This is a genomic window from Kribbella sp. (genome assembly GCF_035687465.1).
GTDB lineage: Bacteria > Actinomycetota > Actinomycetes > Propionibacteriales > Kribbellaceae > Kribbella.
This window is the reverse complement of sequence record NZ_DASRXP010000685.1, coordinates 51,934-68,058: the sequence shown is the minus strand read 5'-3', so window position 1 is coordinate 68,058 and position 16,125 is coordinate 51,934. Positions and strand designations below refer to the sequence as shown.

The 16,125-nt window shown below is 68.0% G+C and carries 14 protein-coding genes; 9 read left to right on the top strand and 5 right to left on the bottom strand.

Translation table 11 applies throughout. The annotated features are described in order from the left end of the window. Positions 1–870: 870 nt before the first annotated feature. From VFG33_RS37105 to VFG33_RS37090, 4 genes are read right to left on the bottom strand one after another with little or no spacing between them, the layout of a single operon-like run. Entirely contained in the window at positions 871–2,268 is a 1,398-nt protein-coding gene (locus VFG33_RS37105) for a GntP family permease (protein WP_325057706.1), read from the bottom strand. Positions 2,269–2,306: 38 nt separating this feature from the next. Beyond that, positions 2,307–2,936, bottom strand: coding sequence for a bifunctional 4-hydroxy-2-oxoglutarate aldolase/2-dehydro-3-deoxy-phosphogluconate aldolase (locus VFG33_RS37100; RefSeq protein WP_325057705.1), 630 nt, complete (start codon positions 2,934–2,936; stop codon positions 2,307–2,309). Further along, entirely contained in the window at positions 2,933–4,546 is a 1,614-nt protein-coding gene (locus tag VFG33_RS37095; RefSeq protein WP_325057704.1) for an N-acyl-D-amino-acid deacylase family protein, read from the bottom strand. Before VFG33_RS37095 ends, VFG33_RS37100 begins: the two co-directional genes overlap by 4 nt. Before the next feature lie 11 nt (positions 4,547–4,557). After that, positions 4,558–5,865: a type III PLP-dependent enzyme domain-containing protein gene (locus tag VFG33_RS37090; protein WP_325057703.1), complete on the bottom strand. Its 1,308-nt coding sequence runs from the start codon at positions 5,863–5,865 to the stop codon at positions 4,558–4,560. Between the two features lie 141 nt (positions 5,866–6,006). Here VFG33_RS37090 and VFG33_RS37085 point away from each other — a divergent pair, with 141 nt between their 5' ends. The 4 genes from VFG33_RS37085 (at position 6,007) to VFG33_RS37070 (ending at position 10,194) form a co-directional block, all read left to right on the top strand. Beyond that, positions 6,007–7,026 (top strand): sugar kinase, encoded by a 1,020-nt coding sequence (locus VFG33_RS37085; RefSeq protein WP_325057702.1) that lies wholly within the window; start codon positions 6,007–6,009, stop codon positions 7,024–7,026. Then, on the top strand, positions 7,023–7,760 hold the full coding sequence (locus VFG33_RS37080) for an IclR family transcriptional regulator (protein ID WP_325057701.1): 738 nt from the start codon (positions 7,023–7,025) through the stop codon (positions 7,758–7,760). The genes VFG33_RS37085 and VFG33_RS37080 overlap by 4 nt, the downstream gene beginning before the upstream one ends. Positions 7,761–7,812: 52 nt before the next feature. After that, the gene (locus VFG33_RS37075) at positions 7,813–8,217 is read left to right on the top strand and encodes a RidA family protein (protein WP_325057700.1); all 405 of its coding nucleotides are present in this window, start codon (positions 7,813–7,815) and stop codon (positions 8,215–8,217) included. Between the two features lie 123 nt (positions 8,218–8,340). Then, on the top strand, positions 8,341–10,194 hold the full coding sequence (locus tag VFG33_RS37070) for a sigma-54-dependent Fis family transcriptional regulator (protein ID WP_325057699.1): 1,854 nt from the start codon (positions 8,341–8,343) through the stop codon (positions 10,192–10,194). Positions 10,195–10,247: 53 nt separating this feature from the next. On the opposite strand, the gene VFG33_RS37065 is transcribed toward VFG33_RS37070, so the two are convergent. Beyond that, positions 10,248–11,813, bottom strand: a complete 1,566-nt coding sequence (locus VFG33_RS37065) for a sialidase family protein (protein WP_325057698.1) — start codon at positions 11,811–11,813, stop codon at positions 10,248–10,250. A 436-nt stretch (positions 11,814–12,249) separates the two neighbouring features. Between VFG33_RS37065 and VFG33_RS37060 the strand changes: the two genes are divergently transcribed. From VFG33_RS37060 to VFG33_RS37040, 5 genes are all read left to right on the top strand, one after another. After that, positions 12,250–13,128, top strand: a complete 879-nt coding sequence (locus tag VFG33_RS37060; protein WP_325057697.1) for an IclR family transcriptional regulator — start codon at positions 12,250–12,252, stop codon at positions 13,126–13,128. 19 nt (positions 13,129–13,147) lie between these two features. Next, positions 13,148–14,335, top strand: a complete 1,188-nt coding sequence (locus tag VFG33_RS37055; protein ID WP_325057696.1) for an MFS transporter — start codon at positions 13,148–13,150, stop codon at positions 14,333–14,335. Positions 14,336–14,570: 235 nt separating this feature from the next. Continuing rightward, positions 14,571–15,185 (top strand): 50S ribosomal protein L10, encoded by a 615-nt coding sequence (gene rplJ, locus VFG33_RS37050; protein WP_325057695.1) that lies wholly within the window; start codon positions 14,571–14,573, stop codon positions 15,183–15,185. 68 nt (positions 15,186–15,253) lie between these two features. Further along, positions 15,254–15,640, top strand: coding sequence for a 50S ribosomal protein L7/L12 (gene rplL, locus VFG33_RS37045; RefSeq protein ID WP_325057694.1), 387 nt, complete (start codon positions 15,254–15,256; stop codon positions 15,638–15,640). 186 nt (positions 15,641–15,826) lie between these two features. Then, positions 15,827–16,123, top strand: a complete 297-nt coding sequence (locus VFG33_RS37040) for a putative quinol monooxygenase (RefSeq protein ID WP_325057693.1) — start codon at positions 15,827–15,829, stop codon at positions 16,121–16,123. Positions 16,124–16,125 lie beyond the last annotated feature (2 nt).

The window sequence follows — 16,125 nt, the reverse complement described above, 5'->3', positions numbered from 1 at the left end:
CGGGGTGCGCGTCAAGGGCGCTTCGCGGCCCTTCGGGCTCGAAACAAGTTTCGACCCTTGACCCGCACCCCGTCGACCAGGGAAGGACGCAGCTACGCGGATCCCGCGCAGAGGTATGAGCTGCCTCCGGTGATTCCGTCCGCCCGGGTGGTCCCGGCGTGAAGGTGTGAGCTGATGCCGGGGATTCCGTCTGGCCGAGGTGGTCCCGTCGTGTCGTTTGGGGGGTCGGGGTGCACGGTGTGGAGGATCTTTGTCTCTCCGTGGCAATTTGTTTCCACGCTGTGGGTTGGGCTGGGTGTTGTTCCGTCTGGTGGTGCGCTGGGACCGTCAGGTGGCATGGGGGGTGGTTGGTGTGCCGACCGACAGGTAGTGGTGGTCGGATCGGGGCGGTGGTCGCGCAGGTCAGGCGGGCGCAGTGGTCCGGGAGGGGTGGCGGGGCGACCATTGCCTGTCGGTCGGGACACCGGGCGTTGGTGCCGGTGGCTCGGCGAGAGTTTGCGCGAGCGGGGCGGGCCGGTGCACGAGGTCACCGGAGGAGCACCAAGCGTACCGGAACTCGGGGATCACCGGCCGACGCCCTCGGCGAGGCACCCGGGCGGCACCGCTCACGGATCCACCCGAATTGTGGCCGTTCTTCTCAGCGGCTCCGGGCGTAGCTGCGTCTTTCACTGGTCGTGGTGAGGTGTGTCAAGGGTCGAACTTGTTCGAGCCCGCAGGGCCGCGAAGCGCCCTTGACTCACCTCGCCGCGACTAGCACCATCACGCAGCCCGGCGACGCGAACCACCCACACCTATGCACCCACGAACCAGCTTGACCGTGGCGACGCGGAGTACCGGCTTGCGGTGTACCGGGTGGTCCTTGGGGGCGGGTCAGATGATTGCCCAGAGCAACGCGGCCATGGCGAAGCCGACTAAGGAAAGGATGGTTTCCAGGACGGACCAGGTTAGGAGGGTTTGTTTGACGGTCATGTTGAAGTACTTGGCGACGATCCAGAAGCCGCCGTCGTTCACGTGGCTGAGGATGATCGAGCCGGCGCAGATGGCGGCTGCGATCAGGGCCAGGTGGGCCTGGGAGTAGTTGTCGGTGGTGAGCAGTGGGCCGACGATGCCGCCCGTCGTTACGATCGCGACTGTTGCGGAGCCCTGTGCGATCCGCAGCCCGCATGAGATGACGTACGCGAGAAGCAGTACGGGGAGCCCCGCGCTGGACAGACTCTTTGCGAGGGCCGCGCCGACGCCGGTGGCGGAGATGACCGCTCCGAAGAAGGCGCCTGCGCCGACCACGAGCAGGATCATGCCGACCGGCCGGAGCGAGTTGCTGCTCAGTTCGCTGAACTCCGCGGCGGTCATCCCTCGGCGCGCGCCGAGGAGGATGTAGGCGAGCAGTACTGCGATCAGCAGCGCCACCGCCGGGTTGCCCAGGAAGGTGAGCACGCTCAGCAGATCCCGTTGCGGATCGAGGATCAGCGTGCCGAAGGTCGCGCCGAGGATCAGTACCAGCGGCAGCAGGATGACCGCCATCACCAGGCCGAGCGACGGCGGCGCCTTCGTCTCGCCCTCCTCATCAACAGCAACGAGGAACTCGTCGGGTACAACGACGGGGACGCGCGGGGCGATGTAGATCGGCCAGAGGATGCCGGCCACCGCGAAGGCGGGCAGGCCACAGGCCAGCCCGATGATGATCAGCCAACCCATGTCGACATGCAGTAACCCCGCGACCGCGGTCGGACCCGGGTGTGGTGGCAGGAAGGCGTGCGTCATCGAGAGGCCTGCGAGGACCGGCAGCGCGTACAGCACCAGGGACTTCCCGCCACGCTTCGCCGCGACGTACACGAGTGGTGCGAGGACGAAGATGCCGATGTCGAAGAAGACCGGGATACCGAAGATCAGGCCGACCAGGCCCATCGCGATCGGGGTGCCCTTCGGCCCGAACAGTTTCAGCAACCGGCGACTCAGGACGTCGGCGCCGCCGGAGCGTTCGAGCAGCGCACCGAGCACGGTGCCGAGGCCGATGATCACCGCGATGTGGCCGAGGATGCCCCCGAACCCCTTCTCCAGCACGGAATCACTCGACTTGAGCGCCGTACCGACGATGGTGCGGACGTTCAGGCCGGCCGCCAGCGCCAGGAACAGACCGGTGGCGAGCAGTGAGATGAAGGGTTCGAGCTTGATCCTGATGATCAGGAAGAGCAGCAGGGCAATGGCTACCAGGCAAAGCAACAGCAGACCGGGCGTGCTGGTCTGCAGCCAGTCGATGGCATCGGACATGGGGATACTCCGAAGGGGCGAAGGGGCGGGGCGGATCTTCAGCGCAACGCTGAGCAGAAGCTGGTGGCCTTGGCGGTGATCTCGGCCCAACGGCCGGCCGCGACGTCGGCGGGGGACACCACGTCGGTTCCGGCACTGACCGCGAGGGCGCCGGCGTCGAGGAACTGACGTGCGTTGCCGGCGTTCACACCGCCGGACGGAACCAGCGGTACGCCGGGGAACGGACCGCTGAGGTCTTTCAGGTACTTCGGTCCGAGGTGGTGCGCCGGGAAGATCTTCACCGCGTCCGAGCCGAGCGCCAGGGCGGTCATCACCTCGGACGGCGTGAACGCACCCAGCACGATCGGCACCCCGGCATCGTGCGCGGTGGCGACCACAGCCGCCGCTTCGGGACCCTGCCCCGGCGTTACCAGGAAGGCGGCGCCCGCCTCCACCGCAGTACGGGCCTGTGCTGCCGTCTGGACCGTGCCGGCGCCGACCACGGCTCCGGTGTCTCCTGAGGCGGCCCGTTCGAGGTGCCGCGGCAGGTCCGGGGTGGTGAACGTCAGTTCGATCACATGGATGCCTCCGGCAACGAGTGCCGCGCACAGGTCGCGCGCGTCGCCGATCTCCGGCGCCCGCACGACGCTCAGTACGCGGTCCTCGCGGAGCAGGTCCAGGGTGGTCAAGATGGTGTCCCTTCGGCAGAAGAAGTAGCGGTACGGCGGATCGCGCGCCCGGGCAAAGCGTCGGTACGCCGTCCGTCGGCGATCACGGGGACACCACCGACGAGCACCCACGGGATTCCCTCGGCCTGCCGGCGTGGCTCATCAAAAGTGGCGGTGTCCCGCACGGTCGCGGGATCGAAGAGCACCAGGTCCGCGTGGTATCCCTCGCGGATCAGCCCGCGATCGGTCAGTTTCAGCCGGCGGGCCGGCCGCCCGGTCAGATGGTGGATGCAGTCGGCCAACTCGAGCACACCAAGCTCGCGGACGTAGTGGGCGAGATACCGGGGGAACGTCCCCCAGGCTCGCGGATGCGGCTTGCCGCCGACCAGGATCGCGTCCGAACCACCCGTGTGGGTTCGGTGCTGCATGATCGCCTGCACGTTCTCCTCGTGGCCGACGTGCTGCAGGATCGTGGTGGCCAGGTTGTCCCGGACCAGCAGATCGAAGAACACCCAGGACGGCGCCTTGCCGATCCCGGCGGCAATCGCGGCCACAGTGTTGCCGACCGCACCTTCGAGCGTCGGGCTCTTCACGCCGCCGATCTCGATGGTGTTCCAGTCGGTCACACAGCCGTGGCAGCCGTCGGTGCCGACCTGCTCCAGTTCGTAGGTGATCCGCTCGCGGTCGGCCGGATCGACGAGCCGGGCTAACAGGGCGTCCGGGCCGCCTTCCGCCGTCCAGCTCGGCAGGATCGCCGCCAAAGTGGTTGCCCCAGGCAAATAGGGATAGGTGTCGGTGGTGATGTCGACGCCGTCGGCCAGCGCCTCGTCGATCATCGCCAGCAGGTCGACCCCGCGGCCGCGATTCGGCTCGAAGTTCATCGTGGCGTGGGTGAGATGCAGTGCGCAGCCGGACTGACGGGCGACCTCGATCATCTCGCCGTACGCCTCCAGCGCGCCCTTGCCGTAGGACCGCTGGTGCGGGCTGTAGTAGCCGCCGTACTCCGCGATCACGCGGCACAGCTCAACCAGTTCGTGAGTGTCGGCGAACATGCCGGGTGTGTACGTCAGGCCACTGCTCATCCCCGCGGCGCCCTGCTCGAGTCCCGCGGCGAGCAACCTCTTCATCTCGTCGAGTTCCGCCGGCGTGGCCGGTCGGTTGGTGGTGCCGACCACCATCATCCGCAGCGTTCCCTGCGGGACCAGGTACGCCGCGTTGCAGGCGATCCCCTGGTCCAAACGATCGAGGTACCCGGCGACGCTGTCCCAGGAGAAGTCGAAGTCGTCCGGCTCACCGTTCCAGCCGGCGATCTGGCGGCGTACGGCGGCCCGGGTGGGAGCGTCGATCGGGGCGAACGACAGTCCGTCCTGGCCGAGCACCTCCAGGGTGACGCCTTGGCTGACCTTCGCCGTGTGATCCGGGTTCGCGAGGATCTGGAGATCGGAATGCGCGTGCATGTCGATGAATCCCGGGCACAGCACCAGCCCCGTCGCATCGATCGTCCGGTCCGCCGCGGTCAAGTCGTTGCCAATGGCCACGATTCGGCCGTGGTCCACGGCGACGTCCGCGCGGAAGCCCGCAGTACCGGAGCCGTCCAGCACGGTCGCGCCGGTGATCAGAAGCTCTGTCATCGAGAACTCCTTTAGAAGAAGGTGCGGACGAGGTCGACCACGACCGGGTCGTCCGCATCCGGGTCGTCGATGACCGGGATCAGGCCCCACTTGTCGAACGCCGTACACGGGTGGGACAGCCCGACCCGCAGTTCGTCCCCGATCACCAGCGCCCCGTCGCCCTCGAAGTGCAGGAACCCGTGCTGGTCGTTCAGCTTGGTCACCGTCATCCCTTCGAGGGTCCGCACCGGCTCCTCGGCCGATCTCGGCCGCAGCAGTTGCGGCTCCGGCAGACCCTCGTCGAAGGGCAGATCTCTCTTGCCCGCATCGAAGATGGCCAGTCCCGGCTCGGGTTGTGAGGTGATCCGGATCCAGCCGTGCATCGCCGGGACCAGGCGGTCGCCGTCGGTCCGGGGGGTGGCGCCGAGGGGGGAGACGTCGCGGTAGTAGCCGTCGTCGTGCGCGATGTACGCGCCGGACCGGAGGACCACCCGGGCGCCGGTCTCGCCGAGCGGGCCGAGGACCTGGGCCACCTGCTCGAAGTACGCGCTGCCGCCGGCGCTGACAACAGGGACCACATCAGCGTCGTACAGGTCCTCGAAGCCGGAGTGGACCGCGGCGAGGTCGCGGAGATACGCCCGGACATGTTCGAGGCCGGCCTCGTCCGCGCCGTGCGCGATCGCCCCTTCGTACCCGGCGACGCCCGCCAACCGCAGGGTCGACGACTGTGCGATCGCCTCTCCGACAGCGTGTGCGGTCGCGGCATCCCGCGCACCGGTCCGCCCGCCTGCGCCCCCGACCTCCACCAGTACGTCGAGTCGCCTGGCCCCGGGGCCGACGTACTCGGACCGTGCCGCCTCGAGGAGCTCGACCGTGCGGACGGAGTCGGCCCAGACGAGCACCTCGAAGGCCTCGTCGGCCGCGAGCTCGTCCGCGATCCAGCGCAGTTGCAGGGGCGAGATGACGGAGTTCGCGATCATCACCCGGCTGACGCCGTAGGTCCGGGCAACGCCGAGCTGGAAGCCGTTCGCGAGGGTGATCGCCCAGGCGCCGGCGTCGAGCTGGGACGCCCAGAGCGCCGGAGCCATCGTGGTCTTGCCGTGCGGCGCGAGCTCGACTCCGTGCTCGGCGCACCAGCGGGCCAACGTGGCCACGTTGTGCTGCAGACCGGGAGCCGACAGGGTGAGCAGCGGGGTCGGCAGGTTGGAGAGCCGGGGTTTGTCGGCGAGCACGTCGGCGACCGTCCGGCCCCAGAATGCGGGCGGCAGCGCCTTGTCCTGCCAACTCACCTGCCGCTCCGACAGGGCTGCGACGGCGGCGGCATCGTAGGAGGCTGTCATGCGGAACCCTTCTCATTGCGTTATCTGCAACGTGCGTTGCGCATTCTGATGTGTCGGTTGTAGCATCGCGCCAGAACTTCCGTCAACGCCAGCGACCGGGATCACATCACTCGCCGGCGCCCGCTCGAGAGGATCTCGCCGATGGTCGACCTGGTGCCTCGAGCAGTCTGCCTGGGCGAGGCGATGATCATGCTCGCCGCCGAGACCGGTGCGCCGCTGGAGGATGTCGAGACGTTCCGGCGGTCCGTCGGCGGTGCGGAGTGCAACGTGGCCGGCGGGCTGGCCGCGCTCGACATCCCGACCGGCTGGATCTCCCGGCTCGGCGCGGACGGCTTCGGTCGGCATGTACTGCGTGACCTGGCGGCTCGCGGAGTCGAGGTCGGCGGGGTCGAGGACGACCCGGTCCGGCCAACCGGTCTCTATGTGAAGCACACCATCGGTGGTCGGACACGAATGCACTACTACCGCTCTGGTTCGGCCGCAGCCGCCATGGATGCGGGCTTCCTGGATCGGCCGGCCGTGCGGAATCGCCTGGTTGGTGCTGAGCTCGTCCACACCACCGGGATCACCGCGGCTATCTCTGCGACTGCTGCTGCGCTACTGGATCGCTTGGCAGCTCTCCGGGACACCTTGGGCTTCACGCTGAGCGTGGATCTCAACTGGCGACCGGCGCTGTGGCGTGACACCGATCCGGCGCCACTGTGGCGGTTGCTGCGTGCTGCCGATGTCGTGCTGATCGGTGCGGATGAGGCGATGCTCTTCGCTGGGACCAGCGACCCCGCCAGGCTGCGGGAGTTGCTCGGGCCGCGTTCCACGATCGTGCTGAAGTCCGATGCCCATGTGGCACTCGCGCTGGAGCCGGGCGGACGTCGTACGGAGGTCCCGGCGCTCTCTGTCGAGGTGGTCGAGCCTGTCGGCGCCGGAGATGCGTTCGCCGCTGGGTACTTGGCCGGGACGCTGCAGGGTTTGCCGATGGAGCAGCGGCTGCGGCTGGGGCACCTGAGTGCGGCGGCTGTGCTTGCTGTGCCGGATGATCATGCGGCTCCACCGGAACCCGCTGTCCGACGAGCACTGCTGAGCTGCTCGGACGAGGACTGGGCGGGGACGCAGGTAGGTCCGGGCGGCATCAGTTCGCCTGCGCTGGTAGGAGGTGCAGTGTGAGTCAGAGTCTGGCTAGAGCCCTGCAGATCCTGGTCAGCCTGGGAGAGGGGGAGCGCTCGCTGGACCAGCTCGCGGCCGAGCTGGAGGTGCACAAGACCACAGTGCTGCGCCTACTGCGGACCATGGAGGCCGAGCGGTTCGTCCGGCGGGACGAGGCGCACCGGTACCGATTGGGTTCCCGGCTGTTCTCCTTGGCGGATGCGGCCCGCGAGCAGCACGCAGTACGGGCTGTTGCTGGGCCGCACCTGCGGCAGTTGAACCAGCGGACCGGGCAGACGGTGCACCTCGCGGCGTACGAGAACGGGCAGGTCATCTACATCGACAAGCTCGACAGCGTGCAGTCGGTGCGGATGTATTCGCAGGTCGGTGTGCCCGCGGCCCTGCACTGCACAGCTGTCGGCAAGGTGCTGCTCGCGGCCCAGCCGAAGCGGCAGCGCGAGGCCCTGCTGGCCACGATCGAGTATCACCAGTTCACGCCGAACACGATCGGCGGGCCGGACCAACTGCGGGACGAGCTGGACAAGGTGCGAGAGCAGGGCTGGGCGCACGACCGGGCCGAGCACGAGTCCTTCATCAACTGCATCGGTGCTCCGATCACCGAGCGCTCCGGCCGGGTGGTGGGGGCCGTGTCCGTCTCCGTACCGGACCTCCTGCTCAACTATGACCAGGTGCTCGAACTGTTGCCCGAGTTGCTGGCCACCACGGCGGCGATCGGTGCCGACTACAACAACTGAGCGACTGCAACAACTGCCGCGACGACTACAACCGACGAAAGAGGAACCCTGCATGTCCGACAAGACCGCCGTCTCCACCACCGAGGCGCCCGCGCCGATGCCCGTGTTCTCCCAGGGGGTGCGCAAGGGCAACATCCTGCAGGTGTCGGGTCAGGGCTCGGTCGATCCGGCGACCGGCGGGTTCGTGTTCGAAGGTGACGTGAAGGCGCAGACGACCCGGGTGCTGCAGAACATCGAGGCCGTCCTGACGGCCGGCGGTGGGAGCTTCGACGACGTGGTGATGCTGCGCGTCTACCTGACCACCCGCGACGACTTCGTCCCGATGAACGAGGCGTACGGCGAGTTCGTCGGCCCGCGCTGCCCGAGCGGCGTGCTGCCGTCCCGGACCACCGTCTTCACCGGGCTCCCGCTGGAGCAGATGCTCGTCGAGATCGACGCGCTCGCCGTGCTGGACTGACGGCTCGACTGTTGGCTCCCAGGCCCAGGGACGTCGTTGGCAGCCTGGGCCCAGGAGTTTGCGCTTACCAGTTCACAGTGTCCGAGGACTGGCGCGCTGTCTCAGATTCGGACAAGGTGGGTGGTGGAAGGCACAACCTTGGACCCCACCGACCAGAGCCGGCAGATCGCGGCCGCCCGGGCGGACTTCCTCGCCTCGGGCACGGCCGCGTTTCGCGATGTCCCGGCGGTGGTGGCTGCCTCCTGGCAACGGTCCGTCCAGGCGGGCGTGGATCCGGACCAGGTGCGGGCGGAGTACTTCAGTGATCTGGACACGTCGTCGCGCCTGGTCCGCTGCTCGCAGCCGATCCTCGACCGGCTCAGCGAGGACACCTCGGACATCCCGCTGAGCATCGCGCTGACCGACAGCAAGGCCAGGCTCCTCACCCGGCTCGACACGAGTCCCGCGGTCGGGGCACGCCTCGACGACATCTCGTTCGCGTCCGGTTTCGGGTATGCCGAGACGGATGTCGGGACGAACGGCGTGGGAACCGTCTTCGAAGCGGGGCGGTCGGTCCACGTGGTCGGCGCCCAGCATTTCCACCAACGGCTGCAGCCCTTCGCCTGTGCCGGAGCACCGATCCGGGACCCGCTGAGTGGTCAGATCGAGGGTGTCCTCGACATCAGTTGCCTGGCGGAGCATTCCAACCCGCTGATGCATTCCTTGGTCCGATCGGCGGCCCAGCAGATCGAGCGGAACCTGCTGCTCGACCGCAGCCGCCTCCAGCAGGCGGTGTTCGAGACCTTCGTCCGGGTGGACTCGCGGACCCGGGGCGCGGTGGTGGCGATCGGTGGCAGCGTGGTGATGGCGAACGCGGTCGCGCAGGCGCTCTTCGACGCCACTGAGCAGCGCTCGATCCAGGAGCACATGCGGTACCTCGGGACGCGGCCCGACAAGGTGGTCGACGAGATCGAGCTCCCGACCGGCAGGGTCGTCCGGATGCGCGGGACCCGCGTGCTCGTGAGCCAGGACGTGGCGGGCGTGGTGGTCGAGGTGGCTCTGCGGACCCTCGAAACCCCTGCCCCAGCAGGCGAACTGCCGTCGGTCATCTCCGCCGCGACACCAGCGCGGTCGGACACATCCTCCGTCCGGCATCCACTGGCCGGCTTCAAGAAGCTCAGCAGCAGTGGCCAGTCCCCGCTCTGGAAGCGAGCGTGTGCGGAGATCGCGTCCGCGCTCGCGCAGCACCAGTCGCTGCTGGTCATCGGCGAGACCGGCACAGGCAAGTTCTCGCTGGTCGCCGAGATGTACCACAGCGTCACGCCGGACGGCCGCAGCATGCTGATCGATGCCGCCGAGTTGTCGAAGGACTCGTACGGCAATGCCGAGGAGGCACTGGAATCCGTCACCCTTCCGACGCTGTGGATCTTCCGCAACCTCGATGCCCTGTCCACCGAAGGGGTGGATCGGCTGAACACCTTCCTGATGGCGTTGGCCGACAGCGAGAGCCCGGCGTACGTCGCGGCCACGTTGTCGAACGCGAGCGTCGACTCGGAGTTGCCGTTCCGCGATGCGCTGGTGCACTTCGAGCACGCCACCACCTTGCCGCCGCTGCGCCACCGGACCGAGGACATCCCGATCGTGGTGACGCAGGTGCTCGCCAAGCTCTCCCCGCTGCGCGAACGCCGCGTCAGCCCGGCGGCGATGCGGGTGATCTGCGGCTACTCGTGGCCGCGGAACATCCACCAACTGGAGGAGGCGCTCCGAGCGGCCATCGGCAAGCGCCCGGTCGGCGAACTCCAGCCCGAGGACCTCCCCGGCTACTGCCACAATTCCGCCCGCCGCCAGCTCACCGGCCTCGAGGCAGTCGAGCGCGACGCGATCGTCCAGGCGTTGCACGACGCGGACGGCAACCGGGTCCAGGCCGCCGCCGCTCTGGGCATCGCCCGGTCCTCCCTCTACCGCAAACTACGAACCTTCGGCATCGAAACGATCTGACCCAGGGCAGGCACGGTTCTGCTGAGCCGCCCTGCCCTGGGCCAGCCGCACTCCTACCGCTGGCGCAGGGGTTCGACGTCGACCATCACGTCCGACTGTTGGTGCGGTGGGTTGTTGCCAGGTACGTCGGGCTCGGCGAATCGCGCGTCGGTCCAGAACGGCAGCGCCGCGGTCGCGGTGGTGTCCAGGCTGTTGTAGTCACCGATGAAGACCCCGGTCCTGAATGCCAGGTCGGGACTCCAGGAGACCTCGCTGACCCTCCTGACCGACCACGTCGATCCGCCGTTGGTGGACTGAGCCAGCGATGTGTCGATCAACGGATGGGCGAACCCGCGATCGAAGTAGGCGACAGCGACAATCCCTGCCGGCGACACCGACAGCCAGGGGAAGAACTGGTCGTCCCGGTTCGTGCTGACCTGCCTGGCCGGGCTCCAGGTCTGTCCACCGTTGGATGATCTCGTCACGAAGACGTCGACGTTCGTGTCGGTGGCCGTGCCGTTCCGGTTGTCGGCCCACGCAAGGTACAAGGCCCCGGTCCTGGCGTCCACGTCGATGTTCCCGTTCGCATTGACCCTGGCGCACATGTTGTCCAGCGTTTGCCTGTCCGCGCAGACGGGGTACGAACCCGAGCCGTCGACCACACCCGTGATCCGAACGGGATCGGAGAAGGTCTGGCCGCCATCGTCAGAGCGGACCAACAGATACTGGCCGACGCTGCCCGGCGCATTGGCCGCATCGCCGGGCGTGTTGAAGTTTTCGAAAGCGACGTACAGCCTGCCGGTCCGTGGATCGACCACGGGAATCGAGAACTGGTCCTCGTCGCACGCCGGTGGGTCCGCGTCGCCGGACTGCGGTCCGCAGAACGCCGCGGAGGCACCGGAGATCTCGTCCGGCGTCGACCAGTGCCTGCCCTGATCGTCCGAGAACGCGAGGAAGATCGGTGCGTCCAGGAACCCCAGGCCGCCCGGACCGAAGTCGAATCTGGTCCAGGTGACATACAGACGGTCAGCGCTGACCTTGCCCAGGTCGGTCCCCGGAACCAGCGGAACGCCTGCTGGGCGGGGCCCGGCGGTCATCCACTCCTTGTCGTGGAAGATGCGGCAGTCCGCCGGCCCGCCGTTGTGTACGACGATGCCGTCGCCGAGCACAAGCCCGGAGTCGGCTGGTACCGAGTCCACCGGCACCGTCCAGGTCACGCCCTGGTCCTCGGAGCGGATCGCCGCGACATACGAATCGCAGTCGTCGCGGCCGAAGGCGATGAAGGAGGCGTAGGCGGTCCCTTCGCGGTCGAAGGCGATGACGGGGTCACCTGAGCCGAGCATCTTGCGGCTCGGCGTGATGACCTGTCGCGCGTGCCCGCTGTACGGCCACGTCCTCCCACCGTCGAAGGATGCGTAGATGCCCATCACGGAGTCCACGGCGGGCTCGTAGTCATTCGCTCCGCCGATGACGTTTCTGCGATCGGTGGGGTTGACGGCGATGGACGTCTCGTTGGCGGGGTAACCCTCCCCGCTGCCCTGTCGCTGGGCTCCCGGGTCCCGCTTGTTGTCACCGTTGACCTGGATGTCGTCCGACCTGGTGGTGCTTCCCGGAGCACGGCGGGCGGCCGAACTCTGCACCCCTTCGGTTCCCGTCAGAAGGCTTCGATCAGCCACACCGGACAGCGGAGGATGTCCGGGCCCGGCTTGATAGGTGAACCGACCCGCAGGTGCGGCTTGCGTAGTGCCCACGGTGGACAGAGTCGCCACCCCGACACCGAGGATCATGAGGACTGCAACCGCTTTGCTCTTTCGCATTGCCCCTCCCCAGAGCAAGACCGAATGAAATCACCGGCTGGAGCCGGTGCCGCCCAGTCGCTGCGGTCGGTCGGCGTGGCGCTCGGGGATGTTCGCCCTCCCTCCTGACTCGACCACTCGGGCGACGTCAGGGCGCTGTCAGCCTAGACCCGTAGATCCGGGGCAGGAACCTCTGAGAGGCAGGGGCCAGGTGACTTCCGCTCAGTCGCGATTTCCCGCATCGTGGGATAGGGCTTCGCGTTGTGGGAAATTGGCCCGTATGCTGCTGCCGATCTTGTATCCGGAGGGCCTCTGTATGTCAGGTGATCCAGCGGCTCCGCGCCGTACCGCGGTCCAATCGATCGATCGGGCGGTGGCGATCCTGCGCTGCTTCGACGCCCGGCGGCCGGACCAGGGGATCAGCGATCTGGCCCGGGCGACCGGCTTGTCCACCAGTACCGTGCACCGGTTGTTGCTGGCCATGCAGGCGAACGGCCTGGTCCGCCAGACCGTCGACCGCCGCTATGCCCTCGGACCGCTCGTCGCCCAGCTGGCCCGCAGCGGCGGGATCCCCGACACCCTGCGGGACGCGGCCATGCCCGTACTGCGAGCGCTGCGTGACGACACCGAGGAGACTGCCGCGGTGCACGAGTTGCTGCCCTCTGGGGAGCGCGTAGTACTCGATCAGGTTGAGAGCCATCACCAGTTGCGCCGTACGTACACCGAGTTCGGCATCCCGGTCCCGTTGCCGCAAGGTGCGCCGGGCAAGGTGTTGCTCGCGTTTGCGCCGTGGGAGCAACAGGTCGCAGTACTGGCTGTTCCGCTCGAACAGGTGCTACCGCAGACGATCACTGATCCCGCAGTACTGGCTGCGCAGTTGGCTGAGGCCCGGCGAAGCGGGTATGCCCGGTCCATGGCCGAGCGCACTCCAGGGATCCGCAGTGTGGCTGCAGCGGTCTTCGACTTCTCCGGCCAGGCTGTCGGTTGCCTCAGCCTCTCCGGTCCTGAACTGCGGATGCCGCCGGACCGCCTGAGCCAGCTAGGTGACCAGGTCGCCCAGGCCGCTTGGTCAGCTTCCGAACTACTCGGCGCCACCACCGCAGTACGCGAACGTTGCATAGCGCTCGCCACCGCGCCCGCTGCTGTACCGGCCCGGTAGTCCGCCGATGCAGGAACCGGTGAGCCTCTGGAAGATCGCCCCCTCTGTCTATCTGCCCGCGCTGCTCTATGGCATCGGGCAGGGCGCGATCGCTCCGGTTATCGCCCTGTCGGCCATCAACCTCGGCGCCTCGTTCGCCGTAGCCAGCCTGGTCGTCGCCGCGGCCGGTGTCGGCCAGGTGATCGGCGATATCCCCGCCGGCGCCCTCACCACCCGCATCGGCGAACGCCGCGCCATGCTGCTGGCCACTCTGCTCGTCTCCGTCGCGCTGGTCGCCTGCCTGGTGGTCCCGACGGTTTGGGGACTCGCCCTCGCGATCGGAGCCACCGGACTCGCCGCATCCGTCTGGGGCCTTGCCCGCCAGGCCTACCTGAGCGAAGCCGTTCCGCTGCAGCTGCGAGCCCGCGCCCTGTCGACACTCGGCGGCGTCCAACGCATCGGCTCTTTCGTTGGCCCGTTCCTGGGAGCCCTGGTGATGCGTTTCCTCGGCACCGACGGCGCCTACTGGGTCCACCTGGTCGCCGCCCTGCTTGCTTGCGCCGTGCTGGCGAGCCTCCCCGACCTCGAGTCCGTACGCCGCAACCGCCTGGCCCGGCCGGTCGCCATGCAGTCCACCCGCACGGTGATCCGCGACCACCTCCCCGTACTACGAACACTCGGCGTCGGCGCTCTCCTCGTCGGCGCAGTACGCGCATCCCGCCAGGTCGTGATCCCGTTGTGGGCCGAGCACATCGGCCTGGATCCGCAGACGACCAGCCTGATCTTCGGCATCTCCGGTGCGGTCGACATGCTGCTCTTCTATCCGGCCGGCTCCGTGATGGACCGCTTCGGCCGGAAGTGGGTCGCAGTACCGTCCATGGCAGTCCTGGGCCTGGCGCATCTCCTCTTACCGCTGACGCATTCCGTCCACGCGTTGACAGCGGTCGCCCTCCTGATGGGCGTCGGCAACGGTCTGGGTGCCGGCGTGATCATGACGCTGGGCGCCGACGCCTCCCCACCGGTCGGCCGAGCCCAGTTCCTCGGCGCCTTCCGCCTCTTCGCCGACACCGGCAACGCCGCCGGCCCCTTCCTCCTCGCCGCAGTCACCGCCCTGGCCGGCCTGGCCCCCGCGATCCTCGTCCTAGGCCTCACCGGCTGGGCCGCCGCCACCGCCATGAGCCACTGGATCCCACCCCACCCCGTCGCCCCACCAGCAGTCGATCCCTAGCCGGATTTGGTGCGGGCGTCACCGGCGGTTACTCTTGAGGCTGCCGAAGACCGCTGGTTGTCGCTCCCGGAGCGACTGAAGGTCCCACAAGTTCGTGGGCGGCCCGCGCAGGTGACAAGTAGTGGAGAGTTTTTCACGCCCTTGCGCCCGCGCAGGGGCGTTTTCGATGTTGAGGGTCCTGGCCGGTGTGGCAAAGAAGCCCAACCTTGTCGATCGACAAGGCGGAAGGAGACCCATGGCGAGGCCGGACAAGGCTGCCGACGTCGCAGAGCTCACGGAGAACTTCAAGAGCTCTACCGGCGCCGTGCTGACCGAGTACCGCGGACTCACCGTGGCGCAGTTGCGGCAGTTGCGCACTACGCTCGGTGACGACGTGAACTACGCCGTGGTGAAGAACACGCTGACCAAGATCGCGGCCAAGGACGCGGGAGTGGAGTCGTTCGACTCGCTGCTGCAGGGTCCGTCGGCCATCGCCTTCATCAAGGGCGACCCGGTGGTCGCGGCCAAGGGGCTGCGTGACTTCGCCAAGGCCAATCCCCTTCTCGTCATCAAGGGCGGTGTGCTGGACGGCAAGGCACTCGACTCTGACGAGATCAACAAGCTCGCTGACCTGGAGTCGCGTGAGGTTCTCCTCGCGAAGCTCGCAGGTGCGATGAAGGCGGCCCCGCAGCAAGCGGTGTCGTTGTTCGCTGCTCCGCTCGCTCAGGCTGCCCGCCTGTTCGCGGCGCTGCAGGACAAGCTGCCGGCCGAGGCTGCCCCCGTGGCAGACGAGGCTCCGGCCGTGCAGGACACGCCGGCCGAAGCACCTGCCGAGGCGAGCACCGAGGAGACCCCGTCAGCCGACAGCTGACGAGATCACCTCACGCAGGACCCCATTCAGTCATCAGCTAGCAAGACACTTACGGAAGGACCGCCAAAATGGCGAAGCTCAGCACCGAAGAGCTGCTCGGCCAGTTCAAGGAACTCACCCTGCTCGAGCTCTCTGAGTTCGTGAAGGCCTTCGAGGAGGAGTTCGGCGTGACCGCCGCTGCTCCCGTCGCCGTCGCCGCTGCCCCGGGTGCCCCCGGCGCCGCTGCCGAAGAGGCTTTCGAGCAGGACGAGTTCGACGTCGTCCTCGAGGCGGCCGGCGACAAGAAGATCCAGGTCATCAAGGAGGTGCGTGGCCTCACGAGCCTCGGCCTGAAGGAGGCCAAGGACCTCGTCGAGAGCGCGCCGAAGGCCATCCTCGAGAAGGTCGACAAGGCCGCCGCGGAGAAGGCCAAGGAGGCCCTCGAGGGCGCCGGGGCCACCGTCACCGTCAAGTGACCTTCGCGGCCCGGTACTAGCCGGCCGCACCCAGCACCAAAACGAAGGGCGGTCCCGCAAGGGGCCGCCCTTCGGCATGTCCGGCCGAAGCAGAACGGGTGACCATGGTGGCCGGATATGGCCAGACGTGGGGTGCGGGTGCGGGGGAGTCTTGAGTCCTCATCGACTCGGTCCAGGAGGACTCAAGTGCTCGCAAAGGTGTTTCCCATCAAGCTGAAGGACGGCGACCAGGCGAAGGCGGAGGAGCTCGTGCTCGCCTTCGCGCCGCAGGGACCTGGGCAGGAAGAGGGCACCCTGTCGTTCCGCGTCTACCGCGATCCGGCGAACCCGGATTACCTGCTGTTCGTGGAACATTTCGCCGACCAGGCGGCGTACGACGCGCACACCGGCTCGTCGGCGTACAAGGAACTGATCGCCGGGCAGTTCGCCGATCTGATCGTGGAGTTCGTGGAGATCGACCACGAACTGCTCGTCAGCCTCTGACG

Excerpts from the sequence above, each read along its gene's own strand:
- VFG33_RS37105 (WP_325057706.1), bottom strand. The coding sequence starts at position 2,268 with ATGTCCGATGCCATCGACTGGCTGCAGACCAGCACGCCCGGTCTGCTG.
- VFG33_RS37090 (WP_325057703.1), bottom strand. The coding sequence starts at position 5,865 with ATGACAGCCTCCTACGATGCCGCCGCCGTCGCAGCCCTGTCGGAGCGG.
- rplJ (WP_325057695.1), top strand. The coding sequence starts at position 14,571 with ATGGCGAGGCCGGACAAGGCTGCCGACGTCGCAGAGCTCACGGAGAAC.
- rplL (WP_325057694.1), top strand. The coding sequence starts at position 15,254 with ATGGCGAAGCTCAGCACCGAAGAGCTGCTCGGCCAGTTCAAGGAACTC.
- VFG33_RS37085 (WP_325057702.1), top strand. The coding sequence starts at position 6,007 with ATGGTCGACCTGGTGCCTCGAGCAGTCTGCCTGGGCGAGGCGATGATC.
- VFG33_RS37075 (WP_325057700.1), top strand. The coding sequence starts at position 7,813 with ATGTCCGACAAGACCGCCGTCTCCACCACCGAGGCGCCCGCGCCGATG.
- VFG33_RS37095 (WP_325057704.1), bottom strand. The coding sequence starts at position 4,546 with ATGACAGAGCTTCTGATCACCGGCGCGACCGTGCTGGACGGCTCCGGT.
- VFG33_RS37060 (WP_325057697.1), top strand. The coding sequence starts at position 12,250 with ATGCTGCTGCCGATCTTGTATCCGGAGGGCCTCTGTATGTCAGGTGAT.